The 24904-nt window shown below is 45.5% G+C and carries 21 protein-coding genes; 12 read left to right on the plus strand and 9 right to left on the minus strand.

The window, feature by feature from the left end; genetic code table 11:
• Positions 1-31 precede the first annotated feature (31 nt).
• A complete protein-coding gene (locus tag KME11_11015) occupies positions 32-538 on the minus strand; it encodes a hypothetical protein (GenBank protein MBW4515745.1) in 507 nt (168 codons plus the stop codon).
• A 263-nt stretch (positions 539-801) separates the two neighbouring features.
• Here KME11_11015 and KME11_11020 point away from each other — a divergent pair, with 263 nt between their 5' ends.
• The gene (locus tag KME11_11020) at positions 802-1323 is read left to right on the plus strand and encodes a DUF2231 domain-containing protein (protein MBW4515746.1); all 522 of its coding nucleotides are present in this window, start codon (positions 802-804) and stop codon (positions 1321-1323) included.
• Between the two features lie 96 nt (positions 1324-1419).
• On the opposite strand, the gene KME11_11025 is transcribed toward KME11_11020, so the two are convergent.
• The 6 genes from KME11_11025 to KME11_11050 form a co-directional block, all read right to left on the minus strand.
• Entirely contained in the window at positions 1420-2589 is a 1170-nt protein-coding gene (locus KME11_11025) for a glutathione-dependent formaldehyde dehydrogenase (protein ID MBW4515747.1), read from the minus strand.
• 71 nt (positions 2590-2660) lie between these two features.
• Complete coding sequence (locus KME11_11030; protein MBW4515748.1) at positions 2661-3392, minus strand: SRPBCC family protein; 732 nt, start codon at positions 3390-3392, stop codon at positions 2661-2663.
• Between the two features lie 41 nt (positions 3393-3433).
• A complete protein-coding gene (locus KME11_11035) occupies positions 3434-4456 on the minus strand; it encodes an SDR family oxidoreductase (protein ID MBW4515749.1) in 1023 nt (340 codons plus the stop codon).
• 44 nt (positions 4457-4500) lie between these two features.
• Complete coding sequence (locus KME11_11040) at positions 4501-5040, minus strand: photosystem I reaction center subunit XI (protein ID MBW4515750.1); 540 nt, start codon at positions 5038-5040, stop codon at positions 4501-4503.
• Positions 5041-5158: 118 nt separating this feature from the next.
• Complete coding sequence (locus tag KME11_11045; GenBank protein MBW4515751.1) at positions 5159-7645, minus strand: phosphoketolase family protein; 2487 nt, start codon at positions 7643-7645, stop codon at positions 5159-5161.
• Between the two features lie 334 nt (positions 7646-7979).
• Positions 7980-8993 carry an NAD(P)-dependent alcohol dehydrogenase gene (locus KME11_11050; GenBank protein ID MBW4515752.1) on the minus strand — a complete coding sequence of 338 codons (1014 nt, stop codon included), beginning with the start codon at positions 8991-8993 and terminating at the stop codon, positions 7980-7982.
• A 213-nt stretch (positions 8994-9206) separates the two neighbouring features.
• Between KME11_11050 and KME11_11055 the strand changes: the two genes are divergently transcribed.
• The 10 genes from KME11_11055 to KME11_11100 all read left to right on the plus strand — a co-directional run bounded on the left by KME11_11055 (position 9207) and on the right by KME11_11100 (position 20427).
• The gene (locus KME11_11055) at positions 9207-10610 is read left to right on the plus strand and encodes a GAF domain-containing protein (protein MBW4515753.1); all 1404 of its coding nucleotides are present in this window, start codon (positions 9207-9209) and stop codon (positions 10608-10610) included.
• Positions 10611-10928: 318 nt separating this feature from the next.
• Positions 10929-12239: an MSMEG_0569 family flavin-dependent oxidoreductase gene (locus KME11_11060; GenBank protein MBW4515754.1), complete on the plus strand. Its 1311-nt coding sequence runs from the start codon at positions 10929-10931 to the stop codon at positions 12237-12239.
• 193 nt (positions 12240-12432) lie between these two features.
• Positions 12433-12915, plus strand: coding sequence for an MSMEG_0572 family nitrogen starvation response protein (locus KME11_11065; GenBank protein MBW4515755.1), 483 nt, complete (start codon positions 12433-12435; stop codon positions 12913-12915).
• 180 nt (positions 12916-13095) lie between these two features.
• A complete protein-coding gene (locus tag KME11_11070) occupies positions 13096-14109 on the plus strand; it encodes a Nit6803 family nitriliase (protein ID MBW4515756.1) in 1014 nt (337 codons plus the stop codon).
• Between the two features lie 8 nt (positions 14110-14117).
• Positions 14118-15200 (plus strand): MSMEG_0568 family radical SAM protein, encoded by a 1083-nt coding sequence (locus KME11_11075; protein MBW4515757.1) that lies wholly within the window; start codon positions 14118-14120, stop codon positions 15198-15200.
• A gap of 16 nt (positions 15201-15216) precedes the next feature.
• The gene (locus KME11_11080; protein MBW4515758.1) at positions 15217-15768 is read left to right on the plus strand and encodes a GNAT family N-acetyltransferase; all 552 of its coding nucleotides are present in this window, start codon (positions 15217-15219) and stop codon (positions 15766-15768) included.
• A 7-nt stretch (positions 15769-15775) separates the two neighbouring features.
• A complete protein-coding gene (locus tag KME11_11085) occupies positions 15776-16756 on the plus strand; it encodes a sll0787 family AIR synthase-like protein (GenBank protein ID MBW4515759.1) in 981 nt (326 codons plus the stop codon).
• Positions 16756-17913 (plus strand): MSMEG_0565 family glycosyltransferase, encoded by a 1158-nt coding sequence (locus tag KME11_11090; protein ID MBW4515760.1) that lies wholly within the window; start codon positions 16756-16758, stop codon positions 17911-17913. The genes KME11_11085 and KME11_11090 overlap by 1 nt, the downstream gene beginning before the upstream one ends.
• Positions 17914-17940: 27 nt before the next feature.
• Positions 17941-18231: an MSMEG_0570 family nitrogen starvation response protein gene (locus tag KME11_11095; GenBank protein MBW4515761.1), complete on the plus strand. Its 291-nt coding sequence runs from the start codon at positions 17941-17943 to the stop codon at positions 18229-18231.
• Positions 18232-18462: 231 nt separating this feature from the next.
• Positions 18463-20427, plus strand: coding sequence for a DUF262 domain-containing protein (locus KME11_11100; GenBank protein MBW4515762.1), 1965 nt, complete (start codon positions 18463-18465; stop codon positions 20425-20427).
• 16 nt (positions 20428-20443) lie between these two features.
• Here the strand turns inward: KME11_11100 and KME11_11105 are convergent, their stop codons facing one another.
• Positions 20444-21517, minus strand: coding sequence for a tryptophan 7-halogenase (locus tag KME11_11105; protein ID MBW4515763.1), 1074 nt, complete (start codon positions 21515-21517; stop codon positions 20444-20446).
• A gap of 84 nt (positions 21518-21601) precedes the next feature.
• Entirely contained in the window at positions 21602-23830 is a 2229-nt protein-coding gene (locus KME11_11110; GenBank protein MBW4515764.1) for a hypothetical protein, read from the minus strand.
• A 405-nt stretch (positions 23831-24235) separates the two neighbouring features.
• Between KME11_11110 and KME11_11115 the strand changes: the two genes are divergently transcribed.
• Positions 24236-24571 (plus strand): bleomycin resistance protein, encoded by a 336-nt coding sequence (locus KME11_11115; GenBank protein MBW4515765.1) that lies wholly within the window; start codon positions 24236-24238, stop codon positions 24569-24571.
• Positions 24572-24904 lie beyond the last annotated feature (333 nt).

Here is a 24904-nt window from a genome sequence, read left to right on the forward strand (position 1 = left end):
CTGTGGCAAATTTTTACATGAGATGATAAGCCTACGCGGGTACACCGAAAAATAAAATGAAGAAAAGAAATCCAGAGACTAGCCCGTAAGCGCAAGCCACTAAAGACTTAAAAGCAATACGTTCAGAAATGAACACAAAAATGCTAAGCGTTATAGAAAGCGCAAATTCTCCAATCGGCAAGCTGCGATTCGAGTAATAGATAACATATCTAATTAAAACCATCAGCCCCAGTAACCAGCCGGCTGAAAATAAATAGAGGAAAACATTCAGTACTTCACTGGAAGGTCTTGTTAAGTGGTGAGCCTTATTAGAAAAAGAAATATAGCCTGTTAATAAGAGCGGAAGTATGATTGCTGCAATGCTTTTGAAGCCTACCTCTGGACTCACTAAAAACGCTTTAATTGTTAAGTTCGCAATTAAGCCCATGATAATAAGCCGAGCAAGAATAACCATGAACCGATTAAAGGTATAACCTAGCGATTGTGCATGGCTCTTAATAGGTTCGGGTTCTTGCTGAGAGTTAACTTTTTCTCGCATTTTAGCTGTTCAGGTTGCATGAAATATCTACTCATAATAAATCATTTCTTCTCTCTAAAGACAGCTATCTTAAGACGTAGATTCAAAAAGTACTCTCAAATGATCTGTTGAAAAGAGTTTCCACGATTTCCTCTTTTGGTGATTTATTAAGATCACGCCCTAAGATAGATGCTCGATTAATAGGATTTTATAGAAAATTAGGAAGAAATCCGGGCTTTTCAGACCAAAAGAACGAATAGACATACCGAAACTAGGACGGAGCCATGACACAGACTTCTAACATACCGCCTCTTATTGAAATCAACGAGGGTGAGTACCAAGATAGTGGTATTCCAAGCACAGTGGCGATCGCATCGCATCCTCTTCATCCTTTAATCGTCACCTTTCCAATTGCTTTTTTAACTGGAGTTTTGGGTACTGACCTGGGCTATTGGCTAACCTCTGATCCATTTTGGGCAAGGGCATCGCTCTGGCTAATTGGAGCAGGTTTTATTAGTGGTCTTGTTGCAGCGCTATCTGGCATGTTAGATTTTTTACGAATTGATCGAGTTCGTAAGCGTCGGGCAGGCTGGGTACATATGGTATGTAATGTCATTGCTCTAGTTTTGACCCTGGTTAATTGGGCTATTCGCTGGGACAATCCAGTTAACGCAATTTTGCCGCTGGGTTTGATTCTTTCACTCATTGTGGCATCCCTTTTAGGAATAAGTGGCTGGTATGGCGCGGAATTAATTTATCGCCACAAAATAGCGGTGATTGGTGTCAATAGCCGTCGAGAAGCGTAGAAAGAAGCGTTCAAATTTGCGAAACAATAAATAAAGAGACCTAGCTTCTAACTAGGTCTCTTTATGGATTTCTTTATAGTTAATGAAACCTGTTCCCTATGGCTTGAGAACTACTTTAATGCAGTTCTCTTTTTTATGTTTAAAGATTTCATATCCATGGGGCGCGTCATCCAGTTTCATCTGATGAGTAACTACGAAAGACGGATCAATATCTCCTTTTTGAATGTGTTCTAATAGAGGATTGAGGTATCGGTGAACGTTGGTTTGTCCCATCTTGAAATTCAAGCCTTTATTGAATGCTGCCCCCATGGGAAACTTATCAATAAACCCACCATAAACGCCTGCTAACGACACGTTTCCACCTTTGCGACAAGCCAAAATCATTTGCCGAAGTGCAGTTGGGCGATCGCTCTCCATCTTGACAGCTTGCATTACCTTGTCATATAAAGCATCAACCCCTGTCCCATGGGCTTCCATACCTACTGCATCAATTACTGCATCAGGGCCCCGTCCTCCAGTCATTTCCTTAAGCGCTTCCCCTGCATCAAATTCTTCATAGTTGATGACCTCTGCTCCGCCCCATTCCTGTGCCATAGTGAGCCGTTCAGGAACGCGATCGATTGCAATGACTCGCTCTGCACCCAACATAAAAGCGCTCTTAATGGCAAACTGCCCAACTGGACCACATCCCCAAATAGCAACAATGTCGCCCTGCTTAATTTGACAGTTTTCTGCTGCCATATAGCCAGTTGGAAAAATATCTGTTAAGAAGAGAACCTGCTCATCAGTCAGCCCATCGGGGACTTTTAAAGGACCTACGTCAGCAAAGGGAACACGTACATACTCAGCCTGTCCGCCTGCATACCCCCCGAATAGGTGAGAGTAGCCAAATAGCCCGGCAGGAGAGTGACCCATAATTTTCTCTACCATCCAAGCGTTAGGATTACTGTTGTCACACAATGACCATAAATCGCTATTGCAGAAAAAACAACCTCCGCACGAAATTGTGAATGGGATAATAACGCGATCGCCAATCTGCAAGTTTTTAACATTTGCACCTAGCTCCACTACTTCCCCCATAAACTCATGACCCAAAATATCACCCGATTTCATTGTGGGGATAAAGCCATCATAAATGTGTAGATCAGAGCCGCAGATCGCCGTAGAAGTGACCTTAATAATGGCATCGCGAGGATTCAAAATTTTGGGATCAGGAACTGTGTCAACTCTCACATCATTAGCGCCATGCCAGCATAATGCCTTCATGAAATGTTGTCCTCATTATTAGTAAATAAAATCACAGTTAGTAAAGCTTCAAAATTAAGCAAAAGCTCAAATCAGGCGGTACTTCCCTCTCTACCCCTTCCTGAAGGCTGACCCTCAGTAGTCGCAATTTCTCCTGCTTCCATGATTTGCTTAAAGCGTCGAAGATCATCGCCTAGCTGCTGTTCAGGTTCTTCCCCAAACAACTTAGCAATTGTTACACCCACAATGCCACCTGGCGGAGTATACTCTAGGACTACTTTCACTTCAGTGCCACGCCCCGGAGCAGCAGCCTGGAAACGAACGAAGCCAGAGTTATCAATCGTGGCGCCAGGAAGCGAACTCCAAGCAATCAGATGATTCTCTGCATCATCAATTACAGTCTCTGCATCCCACTCAACAGTCGCATTCCCAGGAGCGTTCGCTACCCAATGCGATCGCTGTTCATCAAGCACTGTCACTGACTGCAAATGCTTCATGAAAGAAGGCAAGTTTTCAAAGTTATGCCAAAACTGATATAACTCTTCTGGGGACTTGTTCAAAATCGATACTGACTTCTCAACTTTTACAGATTGACCTACTCCCACAGCTTCACTCACAGTATCAGTAATACTCTTCTTGGAAGTTGCACCATGATACAACAAACCGCCCCCTGCTAGCGCCGTCAAAGCGCCTCGTAAGGAACCCTGCCTTAAACCCATTAAAACAAGTGCTCCTCCCCCAAGAAGAGAGGTTAAACGCTCATTTTCACCAAGGTTGCTGTTAGGCTCACTGGTAGGGTTCTGTGAACTTGTGATCTCTTCCATAAACCGCTCCAATAATTTAATGAGTCTGATCTGAAATGAATCTAAATTTGCTGCTCATTCTTGAAGGTTCCTAAAGCCAACAAAGCTAGACCAACGATGCCTAAGACTCCTACGGCTGTTCCCCAAGAAGGGATATGACGATCGATCCAGTCAGTGACACTAGGGACAATTAAATGCCCGAAATCTCCTTCTACCGTGTCATACTGTGGGACTGGCTCATAGAGGTTATTAGAGTCATCTTCCGTCTTTTGTTCATTTGTTTTTTGCAACGGAAATCCAACTGCAACTAATAAAACATCTACTAGCCCCGGAGAAACTCGTTGCAGTACATCCAAGACTCTTCCAACATCACCTACAATAAAATCGCGAGTTGGATGCTCAGCAACATGAAGAATGGCATCTGCAACTAAGCTGGGTTCATAATAGGGCGGAATTCCTGTCGGTTTAACCCCAAGTTTAGTTTTGCCTTTATTGTAAAAAGGCGTGTTGATGACAGAGGGCTTAATGCTAGTGACACTAATCGGAATTCCGTCATGTTGTAACTCAACCCTTAAAGCTTCCAAGAAGCCTTCTAGACCATGCTTTGAAGAAGAGTAGGCGCTTTGAAAAGGTAGACCACGTCTACCCTCCATTGAAGAAATATGGATGAGTGCTCCTTGCCCTTCACGCTTCAGGTGTGGCAAAGCTACCATTGCACCATAAACTTGTCCCATTAAATTAACGTCGATAATACGCTTAAACTCTTCTGGAGTAAGATGCTCGAAAGTTGAAAAAACGGCAGTGGCAGCAGCATTAATCCAAGTATCAATTCGTCCGTAAGCTGCGATCGCTCTGTCTGCGATCGCTTGCACTTGATCGAAAATAGAAACATCAGCAACAACTGAGATAGCATCTCCTCCAAACTGCTGAATCTCCTGAGCTAAAGACAAAAGCCCTGACTCACTGCGCGCAGAGACAACCACCTTTGCCCCTCTTCTAGCAAAACGTAAAGCGGTTTCTCGCCCAATTCCACTAGAGGCACCCACAATAACAACGATCTGGTCAGCGATCGGCTTAAGTTGCATTAGATTCCCTGTTAAATAGCTAATTTTGACAAGTCCGGGTTCAGCTACTTCGCACCGATCAAAGTCAGGAAGTTTCTGAGTACATCAAAATTTACCAAAATTAGAAAGGCTGCGATCGCACCCAACACTCCCCCGATAAAGAAACCACCCGCATAATCGTTCCAGCCTTTCTGAGATTTAAAGGCATCCGGAGGATTTGGAGTGGCAGTTGCAGTTAAAGGTGCAGGAGGATGACTGGCTGCATAAAGCACAATCAGCACTGTAGAGATAATAATAAGTCCAAATGTTGATAGTAATGAACCGAATGTACCCACAGAGGTATAACGCAAAGGATTGAATTTTGCAAAAGGACAAACCAGCCAATACCCATGAGTAACGCCTACTTCAATACCTCTGCGTAATGGCGAGAGACCACTGCGGTAAGCAGATAGATTACTCATGATTGCTTTTACGAGCGGAGAAGAGTTGATCGGCGTTAGCAAATCACCGTATTGAACATCTGCAACAGGATGCACAACTTCTCTATTTCTGGGATCACTAGGACGATTACCAGATTGCTCAATTCTGTCAACAACTTGAGTCATAATCTACCTCTACTTCGCGCATAATATAGAACACGCGAGTATTCTAAAAATATTCTTATGGCGAGGCATCTGACTTAAGATATAGACCTCTACTATCTATCTCTGTAGTTTGGGAGGATTAATTATCTGAACGGGCTGAGCCTTCTGCACCTTCTACCGAAGGAGAAGAATGAGCCTCAGAGTTAGCTTGAAGAGATGATGGAGGTTCTTGAGCAGAATAATGATAGTATCCCCATTTCCAATCTTCAACTTCAGGCAGATCTTTTCCGACAGTTATAATATACTGCCGATGCTCAACCCACTTGTCGCGAATGAGTTGTTTAACATAAGCACCTGAACTTCTAAATTTGGGAAGGCGATCGATCGCATCATTAGCAAGATGAAACCGATCTAAATCATTAATTACTACCATATCAAAAGGCGTTGTAGTTGTCCCTTCTTCTTTGTATCCTCGGACATGCAGATTACTGTGATTCGTGCGTCGGTAAGTGAGTCGATGGATTAACCAAGGATAGCCATGGAACGCGAAAATAATAGGTTTATCAGTTGTAAAAATAGAGTCAAAATCAACGTCAGATAAACCATGCGGATGTTCGCTCTGGGGCTGAAGTGTCATTAAATCAACTACATTAACTACACGAATTTTGATATCCGGGAGATGGCAGCGTAAAAAATCGACCGCAGCCAAAGTTTCCAGAGTAGGCACATCACCCGCACAAGCCATGACCACGTCAGGTTCATCGCCATTGTCATTACTTGCCCATTCCCAAATACCAAGACCTGTTGTGCAGTGCTTAATCGCTGCATCCATATTCAACCACTGTAGTTCTGGCTGCTTACCTGCCACAATCACATTTACATACTGACGACTCCGAAGGCAGTGATCTGCTACAGAGAGAAGTGTATTCGCATCGGGCGGTAAATAAACACGAACCACTTTTGCTTTTTTGTTAGTAACAACATCCAAAAAACCAGGATCTTGATGGCTAAATCCGTTGTGATCTTGTCGCCAAACATGGGAAGTAAGCAAGTAGTTAAGAGAAGCGATCGATCTGCGCCAAGGGATGTCAATACAACTCTCAAGCCATTTAGCGTGCTGGTTAAACATTGAGTCTACAATGTGGATGAAAGCTTCATAGCAAGAGAAAAAACCATGGCGACCTGTCAGTAAATAGCCTTCTAACCAGCCCTGACACATGTGTTCACTTAACACTTCCATGACACGACCCTCTGGATCGATGTGATCGTCATCGGATAAAATTTCAGCTGTCGAAACGCGATTAGTCACCTCTAAAACTGCATTAAGACGATTCGAGTTATTCTCATCCGGACTCATGACTCGAAAGTTACGGCTATCCATGTTCTGCTTCATGACATCTCGCAGAAATTGCCCTAGAACGCGAGTGGATTCTGCGATCGCTGTTCCAGGCAACGTGACTTCAACACCATATTCTCGAAAGTCAGGCAACTTCAAATCTTTAAGCAGTAAACCGCCGTTGGCATGAGGATTAGCCCCCATCCGCCGATCGCCTTTGGGTGCAAGTTCTGCGAGTTCCGGGATTAGCTTACCGTTTTGATCAAATAGGGTTTCGGGGTGGTAACTCTTCATCCAATCTTCTAGCAATTTTACATGCTCAGGATGACTCGCCATCTCTGCTAAAGGAACCTGATGCGATCGCCAAGAACCCTCCATTTGCTTACCGTCTACTTCTTGAGGACCTGTCCAACCCTTAGGCGATCGTAGAATAATCATAGGCCACTGCTGCCGCTGCTGATATCCGTGCGATCGGGCTTCTTGCTGAATCGCTTTAATTTCCGTGGTGATAGTATCCAGTGTCTCTGCCATTAATGAATGCATAGCTTCTGGCTCAGAACCTTCTACAAAATAGGGCTTATAGCCATAGCCCACAAATAAACTCTCCAACTCACTTTGTGGTAATCGAGCTAGCACAGTTGGGTTAGCAATTTTATAACCGTTCAAATGGAGAATAGGCAGCACAGCGCCATCCCGTGCTGGGTTAAGAAACTTATTAGAATGCCAACTGGTGGCTAAAGGCCCTGTCTCAGCCTCTCCATCACCCACCACGCAAGCTACGATTAGTTCAGGATTATCAAACGCCGCACCGTAGGCATGAACCAGGGCATAGCCTAGCTCTCCTCCCTCATGAATTGAACCGGGTGTTTCAGGAGCCGCATGGCTAGGGATGCCGCCTGGAAAGGAAAATTGCTTGAATAATTGCCTCAGCCCCTCTGCATCTTCAGAGATATTTGGATATAGCTCGCTGTAAGTTCCCTCTAGATAAGTGTTAGCAACCATCCCAGGACCGCCGTGTCCTGGGCCAGCAACGTAAATCATGCTCAAGTCATGGGCTTTAATAACGCGGTTAAGATGTGCGTAGATGAAGTTTAGTCCTGGCGTTGTTCCCCAGTGTCCGAGAAGCCTAGGTTTGATGTGTTCTAGGGTAAGAGGTTCCTGGAGCAGTGGATTTGCCAAGAGATAAATTTGACCGACTGAAAGATAGTTTGCGGCACACCAATAGGCATGTAACTTACGGAGTTCTTCAGCATTCACGCTAGAGGATTGGGGCAAAGATGCAACGATCATAACTCTTTCCTGGGTGAGGGGCAGATTGTGGATTAGAACGCAGCAGAACTATTTTTTGTAGGCATTGCTGAATCAAAATATGAATCCTTCAAAGTCCCTTTCCTTTAGGAGAGGGATTTAGGGAGAGGTCTGTCGCGCTGCGTTGTCGAAACCTAACCCCTAGCCCCTTCCCTGCGAGGGCAGGGGAACATGATTTTCATATCGCAATTTTCATATCGCAATTCAGCAGCGCCTTTTTGTAATACCCTTAGCGGGTAGCTTTCAATTTACTATTGACATAAGAAGCTTAGTCTCCGAAACTTGTTGTTCCGAATGTGCTATTAACGTAGAAAACCTAATCTCCGATCGCAATGACAATTTTGCCTACTGCTCGTTCGGTTTCGCTGTATGCATGAGCCTCAGCCATTTGAGATAATGAGTAAGTGCGATCGATCACTGACTGAATCTTGCCTGCCTCAATTTGCTCTGTTAGATAGGCTAAGTCTACACCATTAGTTTTGAGCAAAATAACTTTGTACCTTTGTCCGGGTAACAAAGAGGTGAGAAAACTCTGAAAATAATTGTTTGGATAAGGCTGAGTTGTAACGTACCGACCCCAAGGTTGTAGAACGGATTGACAGTCTGACAAAGAACGGTTGCCCACCACATCAAACACTAGATCATACTTATCTTGCTCAGGCGTAAACTGTTGTTGAGTGAAGTCCTGCTGAGCATAATCGATAACTCGATCGGCTCCTAAGCTCATTACCCGCTCTAAGTTTGCACTGCTGCAAACTCCTACAACTTCTCCTGCGCCCAAAACCTTTGCAACTTGAATAGCAAAGACTCCTACTCCTCCAGATGCGCCATTGATCAACACACGTTGTCCTACTTTAAATTGACCTTGATCCCGTATTCCCTGTAAAGCAGTCATAGCCGCTAAAGGCACCGCAGCAGCTTGTTCGTGGGTGAGATTGGTAGGTTTAAGAGCAACTACCTTTTCGGAGACTGCTACGTACTCAGCGTATGCTCCACCCTTAGCCTGATCTAGGCAAGCATAGACTAGATCCCCTGGCTTAAATTTTGTGACTTGACTGCCGACTTCAACAACCTCGCCTGATAAATCAAATCCTAAAACCATCGGGAACTTATTGCCTGTCAAGAGTTTCAGCATTCCTTTTCGCATTTTCCACTCAATGGGATTAATGCTGGTAGCATGCACTCTAACCAACATCTGGTCAGGTCTAATCTGCGGTAAGTCTATTTCTTCAACCTGAAAAACATCAGGTTTGCCATAGCAACGAATGACAGCAGCTTTCCTATAAGTGCGTTCATTAACATGAGCTTCAGAAAGACGTTGTGCTTGCATAAAAACCTTTTTCAGAATCTAAATTTATTTAAGTGAGATACCTTATTACCCTATTCAGATTTATTCCGCTTCATATTATGCGCTTCTTTCTAAATACAAATCTATCCATTGTTAGAGATCTGTGTGAAAGAGGTAATCTGGAATACAAAAAGTGTCAATATTTTGAGGTCTAATTTAAGATAAAGTTCTTTGCATGTTCATTTGTCAAAGCTAATTTCAGAACTACTTGATTCAACGAGACTACTCCTCGATCTCCAGCAGGTAAATGATATTGCTGGAAGGATATCAGGCTGCTTAGTTCCAGAGGCGATCGCTCAACAGGTCACAGATGGTTTAGTTGAAAAGTTTGACTGTGCCTTCTCTCGGATTTGGTTGGTAGAACCTGACCAATCTGCACTACGATTGGTGGCTTCGTCAGGACTCTATACGCGAATAGATGGCTCGTTCGCTAGAGTGCCAATGGGTGCATTCAAAGTTGGAAAAATTGCAAAAAATCGAATTGCATTTCTAAGTAACAATCTGTCTGAAGAAACTTGGGTGAAGGATCGAGAATGGGCGATCGCTAACCAAATTCGAGGGTTTGCGGGCTATCCCCTGGGCATTAGCAGCGCCTCCTCCTCCGAGCATGCCGCGATTGGAGTATTGGCTACCTTCAGCTACTCACCCCTGACTCCCGAATTTTTAGAAGTTCTGCGTTTTCTTTGCACTCTCGTCACCATTTCTCTCAATGCCACCCTAGACCAAAAGACCATCCCCACTCCACCCGAACGCCTGCCTCTCTCTGACCAACTCGCTCAAGTGCTAAGCATGTCTCCTCTTACCCTGGTAGGAACAGAAAAGCCTTTAGCCGTCTCATTACAGTGTATTTTGCTGCGCTTAGCTGAAGTACTAAGCCAAGTCGAGTGCAACTATTGTCGGCTCACCTACGCCCCTGACATTGTTACCCTAACTGCTGTTGTGTCTATGCCTAATCTGCCGCAAGCACAGATCCCTAACTGGTTGCAAACGGCTTTTAGTAATCTGCTAACAACAGCCGCTTGTTTTGGAGGAAGCTTGCAAACTCAAATGGGGCTGAACCAAAAAAACATCCAGGTCTTGCTAACATTGCCCTACTCTAATGATCCGGTAGGAGCATCTTTATACATTGCTTGTCGTCAGCCGCTCTTACAAACAACCTTTATTCAACTTGCCCATGTTGCAGGACTGCAAGTGACTAGCACATGGAACGGGGAGAGTCCAATATTAACTGATGATGTTACTAAAATTTTGTCAAATCAGAAGATAATTTGGGTACAGATAGAAGGACAAACTATTCCTAAAGGAATTCATGCTTGCGTTACTTTATCTGTTCAGGCATCAGAGTTACGCGAAACAATAGAAGCGGTTATCCAGGGTTCTCCCCAGGGCTTGCTAATATCCTCTGAACCTAAACTATCAGGGCGCGAACTAGAGATACTCAAGCTTTTAGGACAAGGATATCGCGATCGCGATGTTGCACAGCAACTGGTTATCAGCGAGAGTACAGTAAAGTTCCATTTAAACAATGCGATGACTAAATTGAAAGCGCGTACCCGTTACCAGGCACTTTATCAAGCAATGAAAGATGGCTGGCTTTAAAAACCTATTAGAGGATGTCTGAGAAGTATCAAAGATTCTTACACTTGCCCCCCAACCTCCCATTCTGGGGGACTTCCGAACCAATGCTCCTTCAAAGTCCCCCAGAATGGGGGATTTAGGGGGCGGATCGGAAACAATCTATACTTCTCAGACATCCTATTAGTTTTGGTAGGAAGATCGAAGAAGTATTTTTGAATCTTGTGTTAGTATCACGCTGCCTATGACAATCGCTAAACCTAAGTTTTTCGTAACACCTACTACTAAGTTAAGCTTATGGAGCTTTTACTCTGCTTATTAAAGTTGCAGGAGTTCTGACTCATGAAAACACATTATCCTGTCATCGTTGTTGGCGGTGGACAAGCAGGTTTATCAATCAGCTATTGCCTAAAAGAACGAGGTATTGAACACCTAGTCTTTGAGAAAGAAAAGATTGCTCACTCGTGGCAGACAAAGCGCTGGGATTCTTTTTGTTTGGTTACACCCAACTGGCAATGCAAGCTACCAGGATATGAGTATTCAGGCAGTGATCCACAAGGATTTATGCCGAAAGATGAAATTCTGAGATACATAGAAGCTTATGCTGCATCATTTGATCCGCCTGTCCTAGAAGGAGTTGAGGTGATCAGCGTTCGCAAAAAACAGACCAGCTTTGGACTCATTACCTCAATTGGAGAATACACCGCCGACCAAGTCGTTATTGCTTCAGGCAGCTATCACAAACCCAAAATTCCTAAAGTTGCCGATCGCCTGCCTGAATCTATTCTGCAAATCCATTCCTCCGCTTACAAAAATCCCCAGTCTTTACCTGCTGGTAGAGTGCTAGTCGTAGGGACAGGGCAGTCGGGTTGCCAAATCGCCGAGGACTTACACCTGGCAGGCAGGCAGGTGCATTTGTGCGTGGGGGGTGCCCCGCGATCGCCCCGTGTCTACCGAGGTAAGGATGTGGTTGAATGGCTCGATCAAATGCGATACTACGATCTGCCCATCAGTGAGCATCCCCAAAAAGAAAAGGTTAGAACAAACGCTAACCATTATGTGACCGGACGGGACGGCGGACGCGAAATCGACTTGCGAAAGTTTGCCCTAGAGGGAATGCAGCTACACGGTAGGCTGAAAGATATTCAGGGCGGCAAGCTAGAGTTCTGGGACGACCTCAAGCAAAATTTAGATTATGCTGACGCTGTTTCAGAAGGCATAAAAAAAACTGTGGATGGATTCATTGAAAGGAACCAAATTCAAGCGCCGACAGAGCCAGCTTATCAACCCGTTTGGCAACCCCCCCAGACATCACAGCCTCTAGATTATCAGTCTATTAGTACCGTCATTTGGAGTACTGGGTTCCAATCTGACTTTAGCTGGGTTGAAGTCCCAGTGTTTGATGGTAAAGGCTATCCAGGGCATGAGCGGGGCGTAACAGGCATAAAAGGATTATATTTTCTCGGGTTGCCTTGGCTCTACACTTGGGGCTCAGCCAGGTTTTCAGGCATTGCCCGCGACGCGAACTATTTAGCCGAGGAAATTTGGTCAAGTCTGCGAACTTCAGCGTTTGCACTTTATTCACCCACGGTTGAGGAAATTTGTCCTTGGTTATTAAATACAGGTTTGGTCACAACAGATCTGTCTATTTAAGCCTGTCGATTTAGATAGGTGCTTTGCCCAACTTTATCCTCTTTTGAAAGTCATAAGCGCCAAGCCTGACCTTATAGCTAGACTTGCAGCTTTCGTAATCAAATATACACTTTCTACCTCTAGCCCCCCTTAACGTGACAGCACAACTTATAATTGTTTAACAGCAATATCAGAAATATCAGAGGAAAAAATCATGCCAGAAGTTACAACTCCTGCTCATCAAACAGGTGACTTTTTTGTAGACTACGAAGAAAAAGTTTTCCCTGATGTTAAAGCAGAACCTGGAGAAAAAGCCCTTGTTACATTTCATACTGTTGCTTTTGAAGGCTCGATTGGTTTAGTCAATATGTTGCAATCCTTGCGCTTACTCCGTAAAGGCTTTGAAACCTCTATGTTGCTTTACGGGCCTGGCGTAACATTGGGCGTTCAGCGTGGTTTTCCTAAGTTAGGAGATGAAGCATTTCCAGGTCATCAAAACTTTGCAAACCAAATTACTAAGTTCATTTCAGAAGGCGGTAAAGTTTACGCTTGTCGATTTGCGTTGCAAGCTTTATATGGACATGGTGAACCTTCTTTGCTTCCTGGTATTCGCCCCATCAGTCCCTTAGATGTATTGGATTTGGTGCTGATGCATCGTAAAGATGGCGCTTTCATTCTAGATACCTGGACTCTTTAAGAACAGGAGTTCAAGGACTTCTAATTCTGTATCTGTAGGTCAGGCTTCTTGCCTGACACTGACCATCTGGCTAAGGCGACTAAATTTACTTAATTCAACCCACAATCCTTAGATTCTTTGATAGCAGCGTCCTGATATCAAGGTACATACATCAAGGTACATACATTGAAGAGGTGACTCATGGGCGATATCGCCAAAGTTAGAGCCGCCGCAGTGCAGCTCAGTCCTGTACTGTTTAGCCGCGAAGGCACTACGGAGAAAGTATTACAGGCGATCGCCAAAGCCGCTGAACAAGGGGTGCAGATTATTGTTTTCCCAGAAACTTTCATCCCTTACTATCCCTATTTCTCCTTCGTGCAACCGCCCGTTCTGATGGGCAAAGAGCATATGCGTCTTTACGAAGAAGCCGTGACGGTTCCTGGAGTTGTCACCAATGCCATTAGTCGTGCCGCTCAGGCACACAATATGGTAGTGGTTTTGGGTGTTAATGAACGAGATCATGGCTCGCTCTACAATACTCAGATTATCTTCGATGCCGATGGTGAATTATTACTGAAACGGCGCAAAATTACACCGACTTATCATGAGCGTATGGTCTGGGGGCAAGGAGATGGAGCAGGGCTGAAAGCGCTGGATACCGCTGTGGGCAAAGTTGGCGCACTTGCCTGTTGGGAGCATTACAATCCATTAGCCCGGTATGCGCTCATGGCTCAGCATGAGCAAATCCACTGCGCTCAGTTTCCAGGTTCGCTCGTAGGAGAGATTTTTACAGAGCAAATTGAGGTGACGGTTCGTCATCACGCGCTGGAATCAGGATGTTTTGTAATTAATTCTACAGGTTGGCTTTCACCAGAACAGGTACAGCAAATTACGCCCGATGATAAGCTTCAGAAAGCGTTGAAGGGCGGATGCTATACCGTCATTATTAGCCCAGAAGGAACGCTGCTTTGTGAGCCTATTACCGAAGGGGAAGGAATGGCGATCGCGGATCTAGATTTCTCTCTGATCACTAAAAGGAAGCGCATGATGGACTCTGTAGGGCACTATGCTCGTCCAGATCTTTTACATCTGACGTTGAATAACGCGCCTGGGCTAGTTATGCGTCGAGATGAAGCACCAGAAAATCCATTAGAGAATTCTGACTCTAATGCAAATGCGAACGATGATAGTCATGCTTCGCCTCTTACTTTATGAAAGAAGCTATGAACAAACAACAGCTTATTACTGAACTGCAATCTCAGGGGTTAAAGCTACTTGAAAAAGAGGTTGGTGCAGCCGGACGTAAAGGTGGCGCAGGGCCTTCAGATCATAAGGCAGTTACGATTGATGGCACAACGATCATGGTGCCGATTTTCACCGACACTGCGGCACAGTCTCCTTACACTGCCGAAATTCTGCCAACGGGGGAGGCACTGCTGAAGTATGAAGAAGAACCCCTTGCACCTATTCATTTTCCCCATCCACCAAAGTTCTATAGCCTCAATACTGTGGATGGCATCCCTTACTGGAAGATTGCCCTCCTTCATAGCCAAGACGTTTTGGCGACTACTGTTTTGCAAACCTGCATCCGCTATAGTGACACTACAACATCTTGTCAGTTCTGCGCTATCGGTCAATCTTTGGCAAGCGATCGCACCATTGCCCGCAAAACTCCCAACCAGGTGGCAGAGGTTGCTGTTGCTGCTGTTCGGCTAGATAGTGTCAAACACCTTGTAATGACTACAGGTACGCCCAACGTTAGCGATCGTGGTGCGGCATACTTAACTGAATGTGCCGCAGCAGTTAAGGCACAGGTTAATTTACCCATTCAGGCGCAGTGCGAGCCTCCTGACCAGTTTACTTGGTTTGAACGGATGAAGAACGCTGGAATAGAAAGTTTGGGAATGCATCTAGAGGCAGTGGAGCCAGAAGTTAGAGAACGAATCATGCCTGGAAAAGCGACTGTGCCGATCGCATACTACTTAGAAGCATTTGAGGCAGCCGTTAAGGTGTTTGGGCGAGGACAGGTCAGCACTTACCTGCTGGCTGGTCTAGGCGATCGTCAGGCTGCTCTGGTCGAAATGAGTGAACGATTGATTCAAATTGGGGTTTATCCATTTATTGTGCCATTTGTGCCAATCACGGGCACTCCCCTATCGCAACATCCTGCCCCCAATAGTGAATGGATGGTCACCCTCTATCAACAGGTTGGCAAGCTTTTGAAGCAAGCAGGAATGTCTTCCAAAGATATGAGTGCGGGTTGTGCAAAGTGTGGTGCTTGTTCTGCACTCTCGACCTTTGAGTGAGGCTGTGAGAAAAAATATGCAAAGCTACAGTTTTAACTTAGCAACGACTCCAACTGATGTTCAAGCTTATTTTGCTTTACGTCATCAAATTTTTGTGGAAGAACAAGGTTTATTTTCAGGTGATTCTACAAGTAATTCAATTGCCAATGAAGTCGATGATCGCGATGCGATCGCCTATCCTATTGTTGCAAAGTTGCAGGCTCAAGTTGTAGGGGTTGTTCGCATTTACGAACTTCAGCACAGAATTTGGTACGGCGGGCGACTGGGCGTTCACGTCGATCATCGTCGTGCTGGCAAAGTAGGTAAAGGATTAATTCATCAAGCGGTAACAACAGCCCACGGGTGGGGGTGCGATCGCTTTTTAGCAACCGTCCAGTCTCAAAACGTGCGATTTTTTCAGCGATTGCATTGGACATCTCTCGAAGAATTGCATTTGTGTGGATTAAATCATGCTTTGATGGAAGCAGATCTTAGCTTTTATCCCCCTGGCTCCAGCGATCGACCCCTCTTACAGTTCCCAAATGTACAACCTTCCCTTCGGCATCCCTCTCTTATAGAAGCCTCTTAACGTGAACTTGCTAACGATTACCACTCAGCTTCGGAAAGCTTTAGGCATTGGTTACAAGCAAGATATTCAAACAGCCTCTGCTCATCTTCAGCCTGAACTGTCCCTGGCTGCATCCAACCCAACCATTGCTATTGGCGATGATTGTGCTGCTATTCCTGACGGTAATGGCTATTTGTTGCTAGCCTCTGAAGGACTGCTGCCAAGCTTAGTCGAAACTGAACCTTGGTTCGCAGGGTGGTGCGCTGTCATGGTCAATATCAGCGACATTTACGCAATGGGTGGTCGCCCGATCGCCCTCGTCGATACGCTCTGGAGCCAGTCGCCGGCAGCAACTCAACCCATCTGGCAAGGGATGTTGGCAGCCGCTAGAACCTATAGCGTCCCCATTGTAGGAGGGCATACGAATTGCCATAGTCCTTATAATGCTCTTTCGGTTGCCATCCTGGGACGTGCTAAAGCTCTCATTACTAGCTTCAATGCTCAACCTGGCGATTCACTACTGATTGCAACTGATTTTCGGGGTCAAGCCCATCCGCGCTATCCCTTTTGGAATGCAACCCTAGAAACTGAGCCTGCTCGTCTTCGCGGTGATCTAGAACTCTTGCCAATGTTAGCTGAGGTGGGACTATGCAATGCAGGTAAAGACATTAGCATGGGCGGTATTTTAGGAACGCTGCTAATGCTTTTAGAAACGTCAAACTGTGGTGCTGTCCTTAATCTCGATCGCATTCCTTCACCGTCCACATTGTCGTTAGAAGATTGGTTAACTCGGTTTCCTAGCTATGGTTTTTTACTGAGTGTTCGCCCTAATCATTTTTCGATCGTTCAATCTCACTTTCATCAACGCAACTTGGTTTGTGAGGCGATCGGTACCATTCAATCAGAACCTAAACTTCTGTTAGAAAGTCTTTCCCAAACAGAAGTATTCTGGGATTTACAGCAACATCCTCTGACAGGTTTTGGCAACCAAAAGCCATTCCCAAAATGATGACCCAATCGTCCCTACGAATTGCACTATTAACTTATGCTACCAAGCCTAGGGGTAGCGTCATGCAAACTCTCTATCTCGCTGAAGCGCTTCAGTCTCTAGGTCATACAGTCTGTATTTTTGCGTTGTCTAAAGGCGAAAGCTTTTGTCGTCCTGTAATCTGTGAAACTCGCTTCATTCCCTCCCAGCCTGCTGCGCTAGATGTTGAAGCACTTGTAAAACAACGAGTACAAGAATTTGTTGATTATTTTGAGCAATGTAATGAAGCCTACGACTGCTATCATGCCCAAGACTGTATTAGTGCAAATGCATTAGCCATTCTGCGTGACTCTCCCCAGAAAATGCGTCATCCTATTCCTCACTTCATCCGCACGATTCACCATATTGATAATTACAATCATCCCTATCTTCAGCAATGTCAGGATCGCTCAATTCGTTTACCTGACTTGTGCCTTTGCGTCAGTCAATACTGGCAAGAACAGGTTTGGCAGCAGTATCAAGTTCATGCCAAGCGCGTTATTAATGGCGTAGATACCGTCAGATTTTCTCCATTGACTAACGGGTTAGAATCTCAGCTTCAGCAACGGTTTCAACTCAGTGGCAGCCCCATCTACCTGACGGTAGGAGGCATTGAACCCCGCAAAAACTCCATCACTTTATTAACGGCGTTCTCTCAGGTTCTAAAAATCCATCCTGATGCTCAACTCATCATTGCAGGCGGCGATACTTTTTTTGATTATTCTTCCTATCGAGAACAGTTTTTTAATACAGTTCAGCAAACAGGGATGCCTGAAAAAGCTCTGGTTCTACCGGGCACTATTTCTGATGCCGAGCTACCTGCTTTGTATCGCTGTGCCGATGCGTTCATTTTCCCTTCAGTTAAAGAAGGCTGGGGAATGGTGGTACTGGAAGCGATCGCCACTCACCTGCCTGTTGTCACGTCCAACATTCCGCCGTTTACCGAGTTTCTTACCAACGCACAGGCACTTTTGGTCGATCCCAATGCGACAGAAGCGATCGCTCAAGCTATGCTAGATGTCGTTCAACCCACTATTGCACAATCTCTAATTCAACAAAGTCAGTCTGTTTTGTCCCATTACACTTGGCTCACGGCTGCCCAAATGCATCTAAAATTTTATTGTGATATTCATCTTTAGTAACCTCTCACAAATCTAATCAACGCCATGCCCGAAATTCACTTTCAAATTAAATGGCCCGACGGTCAGCCAGAAACCTGCTATTCGCCCTCGCTTATTGTCAAAGACTATTTTACGCCTAACAGCGAGTACAACTTAGAAGATTTTGTAATGCGATCGCGGACTGCTTTGAACATTGCCAGCGATCGGGTATTGGCAAAATATGGAATGCCCTGTGGTAGAGCACTAGGGCAGATCCGCCAGATTGAAGTAACGGCAGCAGCCTATCAAAATCTTCCTGACCCCAAGGTGCAATTTCTTCAATTTATTGAGAATTAATATGGCAATCCTAAGTTAATTTTATACGAACTCTGTAAATCTACCTTTTATAAGAAATAAAGGGTTCCTTGTATTTTGTATAAAGGCTCACCCTGCTTTTAACTAGCTGTAAGTAATTATCAACACCATTAAATTAGCTTGCCAGCTTTGTTGAACTAGATGGGTAAACTATTGCCATAATTAACTCGTCACTTCATACTTTGGGTGACCAGGAGCACAGGAACCTATTCCATGAACATCAGCACAATTCTTGATCAAATTGACATGGGCAGCATCGCCCTTCCTGAATTCCAACGCGGCTATGTTTGGAACCGCGACCAAGTGCGAAATTTCATGGACTCCCTCTACCGTCGTCACCCTATCGGTAGTCTCCTCGTCTGGGTTACCCAAACCGATCAAGCTGCCGACCACGCTCGTGGCTCTGGACAACTTGCAGCGGGAGTTATTAAACTTCTTCTCGATGGACAACAGCGCATCACTTCCCTCTACGGCATAATTCGCGGTCACGCTCCTAAGTTTTTCGACGGTAACGCCCAAGCTTTTACTGGAGTTTACTTCAATCTTGAGGAAGAAACCTTCGAGTTCTATGCCCCCCTAAAAATGCAGGGCAACCCTCTCTGGATTAACGTCACTGCTCTAATGCAGCAAGGTATTGGTGGATTCATGCAGCCCTTCTTTACCGATCCTGAATACCAATCCAAAGCCAGCCTCTATCTCGAACGTTTGAATACAGTCGTTGGCATCAAAGACATTAACCTCCACATTGAAGAAGTCACAGGAGCTAACAAAACCGTTGATGTCGTGGTCGATATTTTCAACAAAGTCAACAGCGGCGGCACCAAACTCTCTAAAGGTGACCTCGCCCTCGCCAAAATTTGCGCTGAATGGACAGAAGCCCGCAATCAACTTAAGGCTCGTCTAACCAAATGGGAAAAAGCTGGCTTTAACTTTCGCATGGAACTGTTTTTACGCTGCATCAATGCCATTATCACGAATGAAGCTCTCTTCTCTGCCTTCAAAGATGTCAAAATCGATCGCTTTCAAAAAGGAGTACACGAAGCTGAAAAATCTATCGATACCTTGCTAAATCTCATTTCTTCTCGCCTCGGACTTGACCACGATCGCGTTTTAGGAAGTCACTATGCTTTCCCCCTCATGGCACGCTATCTCGACCAAAACGGCGGACACTTTCCAAGTCACAAAGAACGCGATCAACTCCTCTACTGGTTTATCCATGTCTTTCTCTGGGGACGCTATGCCGGATCCACCGAGTCGGTTCTCAAGCAGGATCTAGCCGTCCTCAGTTCCTCTGACGGTAGCCTTGAAAAACTCATTGCTCTCCTCCGCCAAAACCGAGGGGATCTACGAATCCAGCCCGATGATTTTAATAACTGGGGAATTGGCAGTCGCTTTTACCCCATGCTCTATATGCTCACTCGCGTCTACGGTGCGTGTGATTGGGAAGATAATATTCAACTTTCTAAACATCTGTTCGGCAACCTTAGCAGCCTGGAGGTTCACCATATTTTTCCCAAGTCGAAACTCTACGCTCACGGCTACGATAAAGCAGAAGTGAACGCGATCGCTAACTTTACCTTCCTGACTAAAAGCACTAATCTAAACGTTTCCAATACCGATCCCTGTAACTACTTTGCTCACTACGAAAACAAACATCCTGGTACGATCGCCTCTCACTGGATTCCCATGAATCCCGAACTCTGGAAATACGAAAACTATCCTGATTTCCTTACCGCCCGCCGCGAACTCCTCGCCCAAGCTGCCAACACTTTTCTTGATAGTCTCTACTCCGGCACTGTCCCTGAATCTGCTGCCATTCCCTCTGTCCTGAACCGCAAAGTCATCCCTATCCCCAGCAACATTGCCAGCGAATTTGAAGATCAAGCCCTTCAGGAATGCAACGCCTGGGTGATCAATCAAGGACTTCCCGCAGGTGAATTAGCTTTTGAACTGGCTAATTTGGAAACAGGAAAAGCGATCGCAGTCCTTGACCTTGCCTGGTCGAATGGAATTCAGGAAGGCTACAGTCAACCTGTCGCCCTACTACTTGACGAAAAGCCTGAGCTAGAGAATCTTGCGAATCAGGCAGGGTATCGGTTCTTTACCAATATTGAGAGCTTTAAGCAGTATGTACAACGAGAAATTTTGGGGTTGCAGGAAATAGCGTTGGCGCTTTGAAGGAATCGAGTTTAGACTAAACCGGACGAGCGATCGCCTGACCTATTTGCACAGATGGATGTGAATAGCGCTCTAGCCATTCGGGTGAGTTGGGCAGCATTCTATAGAGTTGCCTAAGTTTATCTACATCATGTTGAAACCATTGATTAATCCATTCACAGTAGTGTTGAATTGCCTGTTGTTCAGGGCACTTGTTCTTTAAACACTGAGCAATTAAATTGCCTGCCATTCTGCCAGACATGAGCGCCCGCAGCACGCCATGGGAAGAGGTTGGATCCAGCACTGTTGCTGCATCTCCTACTAGAAAATAGCCTTCTCCTGCGGGTTGTGAAACTTTTCGCCAAGTGACATCGGCTCCTCGCATGGGTTGATAAACAGTAAGTCCGGTAAACTCTGGTGGTAACCAATGGCGTGGTGGTGGCTCGACAAACGACAATCTTGTCCACTGATAAAGCTGATGACGAACTTTAGCCGTCCAAGTCCATCCTTGTTCATCAGCAGCGATCGCAGGCGCTCCATCTCGGACTGAACAATCTCCGGTGACATACCCATAGTAAGCAGTGAGATGCGGTGCATAATGTTGAATGCTTAACCCCATCTGCCGAGCCCCCCAATGGTTTCCGCCTGCCGCATCTACGACCGCAGCCGATCGCAATTTGCCCTGCGTAGTGTTTACTCCCACAACTCTACCCTTGTCATTGCTGAGCAAGCCCAAAGCCCGACACGGATGAAGCACTGTCACGCCTAGTGTCTGAGCTTGTGCCAGCAACAGGGCATCAAGGTCGGCTCTCACTGCTTGGAAGCCTTGCCATGCTCCAGATTCATCTGCACCAAATGCTGCAAACTGGCGATCGCCTTCCCACTGCACCCAATTTCCAGTATGGCGTAGAAAACCAGCTGATAAAACGGCATTGAGCACACCCATCTGCTGGAGCAGCGGCTCAACACCAGGATGAAGCGTCTCACCCGGTCGCGATCGCGGAAACGCTTGTGCTTCCAGCAAAATCACCTCTAATCCTAACTGAGCGGCAGCGATCGCGGCGGCAGCACCTGCTGGACCACTGCCAATTATGACAACATCACAATTCATCTCTGCATTCACTGCTCTGTTCATTAGTGATTCTAGATTTTGGAGTTTAGATAGAAAATTTTAATTCATTTCTTCAAGATTATTCTATCCATTTCTCCGTTGCCAGCCTCCGATTCCTCGCTTCAATAAAATGGTCAGAGGAGCGACAAATAACGTTACTAATTCTCGAATGGGCACCAAATGTTTACGGGGATTAGTAGGGTCGATAGAGCCTGAACCGTGTCGGTAAATCTCAAATCGATAAAGCTTACCCTCGAGTAGTGTCCCTGTAGCCGTTTGCGCCTGCTGTAATTCAGGATCATCAGAACGAATCCGACGAAATGACACGACACTCCACTGCCCTCTAGCGTCAGGTGTAATAGCTAGGGCTTGGTAAACCCGTGCCATTGATAGCACTCGGCTTTCATACTCCAGCACATCGACCTGGTGAGTCAGGGCAAGCGAGAATTGCTGCTTCAAGGCACTTTCAACATAATCGACATGATCAAAATCGGCGTATTCCACGACCTCTCTGTTATTCCGCACTACTCGACGAGGGCCTGGAATGCCGTCCCAGGGCAGATTTCCGGTTTGTCCAATTTCGTCATCGGTTAATGGACTAACCGTGGGCCAAGCTGGATTTGGCTGAAAAGTGCGAGCAGCATCGGGCGCTGCGGCAGGCCAAAACGTGCTCAAAGCAGCGCAGAGCTTAGCATCTTCTGGAAAGGGGCTACCCAGTCCATAAGATGCTAAGTGCTGTACATTTTGAGCATTAACGTCAAAACTAATATCCCATCCGGGGGCAAAAACGCCAGCAGCAGCATCCGGTAAATAGGCATGGCGCTGGGTTGCTCCTCCTGTTAAAGCCATTTGCTGCCCCAAACGATTGCGTAGTGGCGAAATAATGGTGGAAACCGTTTTATCTTCTGGGCGAAAGTCAACTCCCTGCAATTGCAGATTTGGAGCCATACGTGTATCGGCTAAAGTTTCAGGTTTAATGCGCCAAAGGTTTGCTCTAAGTGCTGTAGGAACTGACTGCTCTGTCCACTCTAGCAATTCACGTTGATCACAATTGCCAAAGAAATCAGGTGCTGTTACAAGTGAATAAGCTGGAACACGTCTAGGAATGGCGACTGCCAATGCGGGACACTCGACTTCAACCCAACCGTCGCCTGTAAAATCTAAATAATGCCGAGCTTCATATCCACCTGCCTGTACGGCAGCTTCGACATCAGTGCGATCGTTGAGATTTTCCTCTCGACCATCTTCTAAAATTCGATGACGTGCATGGACATATTCTGGGGCATGTCTAGCCCCTTGTCTGGCTGCTGGAATATTTAAACTAGAGGATAAGGTTTCACTCCCAGGGGACACCTTAAACGTTAGCGGTTTGCCTTGATAGGTTGCAGCTTCTACCATTTTTTCATGAACTACGGGCATGAGTAGCCCTGTGCCGAAGTCAGGATTTGTAGAAAACTCTGCTATTCCATCACTGAATATAAAGGGTGAATTACTGATATCAGGCTCATTCCACCCACTGTTCGGCAAGGTGAGATGAATTCGTCTAAATTTTTGATTCACATGCTTGCTTTTGAGCGTGATCTGAAGGTTAAGATCACGGATGCATTCTGTGCCATTAAACAGTTTGTGAAGCGGTACCCAGAATCGTTGACTGCTGTCTGCTGGTTGAAACCGCATCGGACCAAATCGATCGCGATCGCCCTGTTGTTGAATAGCAATATAAGCGGCATAGCGGGCAGGTAAAACATGAAAGGCATTGAGTTCACCCCTAGCCTCACGAGTCGGAATAAATCCGCGACTTTGGCTATCGTACAGGGGCTCAGCCGTTCCTACGCGCGCCACACCCGCACGGGAGAAACAGAGATCTGCGTGTCTACGATGCACGGTTTCTGCGGCAGGGCGGTATTCGCAGGCAAAAACAACGATCGCTAATGGGGCTTGTTGGGCGCGTACCTTTAAATCTCCTAAAGAGGGAGGTTGAACGCCATAAACATAATTTTCAATAATTTCTTGTTCTGCTAAAGTTGGAAACGTGTTCAAGCGAGTTCCGTTAACGCCTTGAATCACATTAGGCGAGACTAGCGCATGAAAGAGCAGGCTACGAGCCGGATCACCTGCTACAATACCGCGCAGTCCTTCCGCTGCAAAGTCTTCAAACCCTGGCAATCGGCGGTTAATGTTGGGAAGATTCTTAGTTAATTCTTGCTTTAAGTCTGTTGCAGTAATATCTAATCCATGGGCGAGTAATAAATCACGCCACCCCAGAGGAGCAAGGCGATCGCACACTTTTTTAATATCATTGATTAAAGCCATAGGTCAGATTTGGAGTTTTAGATATTGGTTATTCTAGGTATCACCAATATGCCAGAATTCTCTATCAAGGATTAATACCCATAAGGGTACTTTATGAAAGCAACATTGCTTTCAGACTCAAATCATCCTCAGCTTCCAGACTCAAATCATCCTCATAATGAAGATGACCTTAAATGAAATAATGGGAGAATTTTCATGAACTTTTATCGTATTGAGAGGATGTCTGAGAAGTATCAAAGATTCTTACACTCGCCCCCCAACCCCCCATTTTGCGGGACTTCCGAGCCACGCCTTCTTCAAAGTCCCCCAAAATGGGGGATTTAGGGGGCGGATTGGATAGCAACCTAGACTTCTCAGACAACCTCTGAGCATATCAATAAGGTCTGTCAAAATTTAGAAACAACAATGAGATTTTACCAAACGCTTTTTCCTGACTGGTATATCCGGGCTGAAGAAAAATCAGATGATTTTGACTGGATGCATTTTGGTAATCGCCAGTTTTATATGTCACTTTATGAGCGCCGCGACACAGCCAACCCCATTCCCCTTGAAACTGGCAATATTGACCATGTCGGTTTTGTTATTGAAGATGGTGAAAAAATGATAGCGGTATTAGAAAGACACGGGATTGAGTATTTTGTTGAAGATGCTCCGGAAACAAAATACCGAATCTATATTCAAGATCCAGATGGTACAGTTTTAGAGCTAATAAAGTACCGTGAAGATTATGGGCATCGCTGAATGAAGGGATGCATCAGGCTGGGATAGGGACATTCCAAAATTTCAAGTAGTAGAGTAACAATCAGATCGAGTGTGCCATCATTTTCGTTGCCTTAGAATAGCAGAGCGTCTTGCAATGTAATCAGGCTAGATAGTGGCGCGATCGCGTCTTATTGTTTAATCCAGCCCACCTACTTATAAGTAGAATTGCAAATGCGCGCGATTCGACCAAGACTGTGAGACGCGGTGAGTGAAACCCATAATGTACAATGGCTGAGCAGATTAAGATATTGTGGAGTGAGTGTGACGCCTCAAAGTGGTGAATATGGGAAAAAACGAGTTGCTCAGGATCTG

It is taken from the genome of Timaviella obliquedivisa GSE-PSE-MK23-08B, from assembly GCA_019358855.1.
Lineage (GTDB): Bacteria > Cyanobacteriota > Cyanobacteriia > Elainellales > Elainellaceae > Timaviella > Timaviella obliquedivisa.

What these genes read in the sequence shown, in the direction of transcription:
- KME11_11040 (MBW4515750.1), bottom strand. Translation starts at nt 5,040, where the DNA reads ATGACTCAAGTTGTTGACAGAATTGAGCAATCTGGTAATCGTCCTAGT.
- KME11_11075 (MBW4515757.1), top strand. Translation starts at nt 14,118, where the DNA reads ATGAACAAACAACAGCTTATTACTGAACTGCAATCTCAGGGGTTAAAG.
- KME11_11060 (MBW4515754.1), top strand. Translation starts at nt 10,929, where the DNA reads ATGAAAACACATTATCCTGTCATCGTTGTTGGCGGTGGACAAGCAGGT.
- KME11_11070 (MBW4515756.1), top strand. Translation starts at nt 13,096, where the DNA reads ATGGGCGATATCGCCAAAGTTAGAGCCGCCGCAGTGCAGCTCAGTCCT.
- KME11_11100 (MBW4515762.1), top strand. Translation starts at nt 18,463, where the DNA reads ATGAACATCAGCACAATTCTTGATCAAATTGACATGGGCAGCATCGCC.
- KME11_11020 (MBW4515746.1), top strand. Translation starts at nt 802, where the DNA reads ATGACACAGACTTCTAACATACCGCCTCTTATTGAAATCAACGAGGGT.
- KME11_11105 (MBW4515763.1), bottom strand. Translation starts at nt 21,517, where the DNA reads ATGAATTGTGATGTTGTCATAATTGGCAGTGGTCCAGCAGGTGCTGCC.
- KME11_11080 (MBW4515758.1), top strand. Translation starts at nt 15,217, where the DNA reads ATGCAAAGCTACAGTTTTAACTTAGCAACGACTCCAACTGATGTTCAA.
- KME11_11095 (MBW4515761.1), top strand. Translation starts at nt 17,941, where the DNA reads ATGCCCGAAATTCACTTTCAAATTAAATGGCCCGACGGTCAGCCAGAA.
- KME11_11110 (MBW4515764.1), bottom strand. Translation starts at nt 23,830, where the DNA reads ATGGCTTTAATCAATGATATTAAAAAAGTGTGCGATCGCCTTGCTCCT.
- KME11_11030 (MBW4515748.1), bottom strand. Translation starts at nt 3,392, where the DNA reads ATGGAAGAGATCACAAGTTCACAGAACCCTACCAGTGAGCCTAACAGC.
- KME11_11015 (MBW4515745.1), bottom strand. Translation starts at nt 538, where the DNA reads ATGCGAGAAAAAGTTAACTCTCAGCAAGAACCCGAACCTATTAAGAGC.
- KME11_11115 (MBW4515765.1), top strand. Translation starts at nt 24,236, where the DNA reads ATGAGATTTTACCAAACGCTTTTTCCTGACTGGTATATCCGGGCTGAA.
- KME11_11035 (MBW4515749.1), bottom strand. Translation starts at nt 4,456, where the DNA reads ATGCAACTTAAGCCGATCGCTGACCAGATCGTTGTTATTGTGGGTGCC.
- KME11_11090 (MBW4515760.1), top strand. Translation starts at nt 16,756, where the DNA reads ATGACCCAATCGTCCCTACGAATTGCACTATTAACTTATGCTACCAAG.
- KME11_11025 (MBW4515747.1), bottom strand. Translation starts at nt 2,589, where the DNA reads ATGAAGGCATTATGCTGGCATGGCGCTAATGATGTGAGAGTTGACACA.
- KME11_11065 (MBW4515755.1), top strand. Translation starts at nt 12,433, where the DNA reads ATGCCAGAAGTTACAACTCCTGCTCATCAAACAGGTGACTTTTTTGTA.
- KME11_11045 (MBW4515751.1), bottom strand. Translation starts at nt 7,645, where the DNA reads ATGATCGTTGCATCTTTGCCCCAATCCTCTAGCGTGAATGCTGAAGAA.
- KME11_11050 (MBW4515752.1), bottom strand. Translation starts at nt 8,993, where the DNA reads ATGCAAGCACAACGTCTTTCTGAAGCTCATGTTAATGAACGCACTTAT.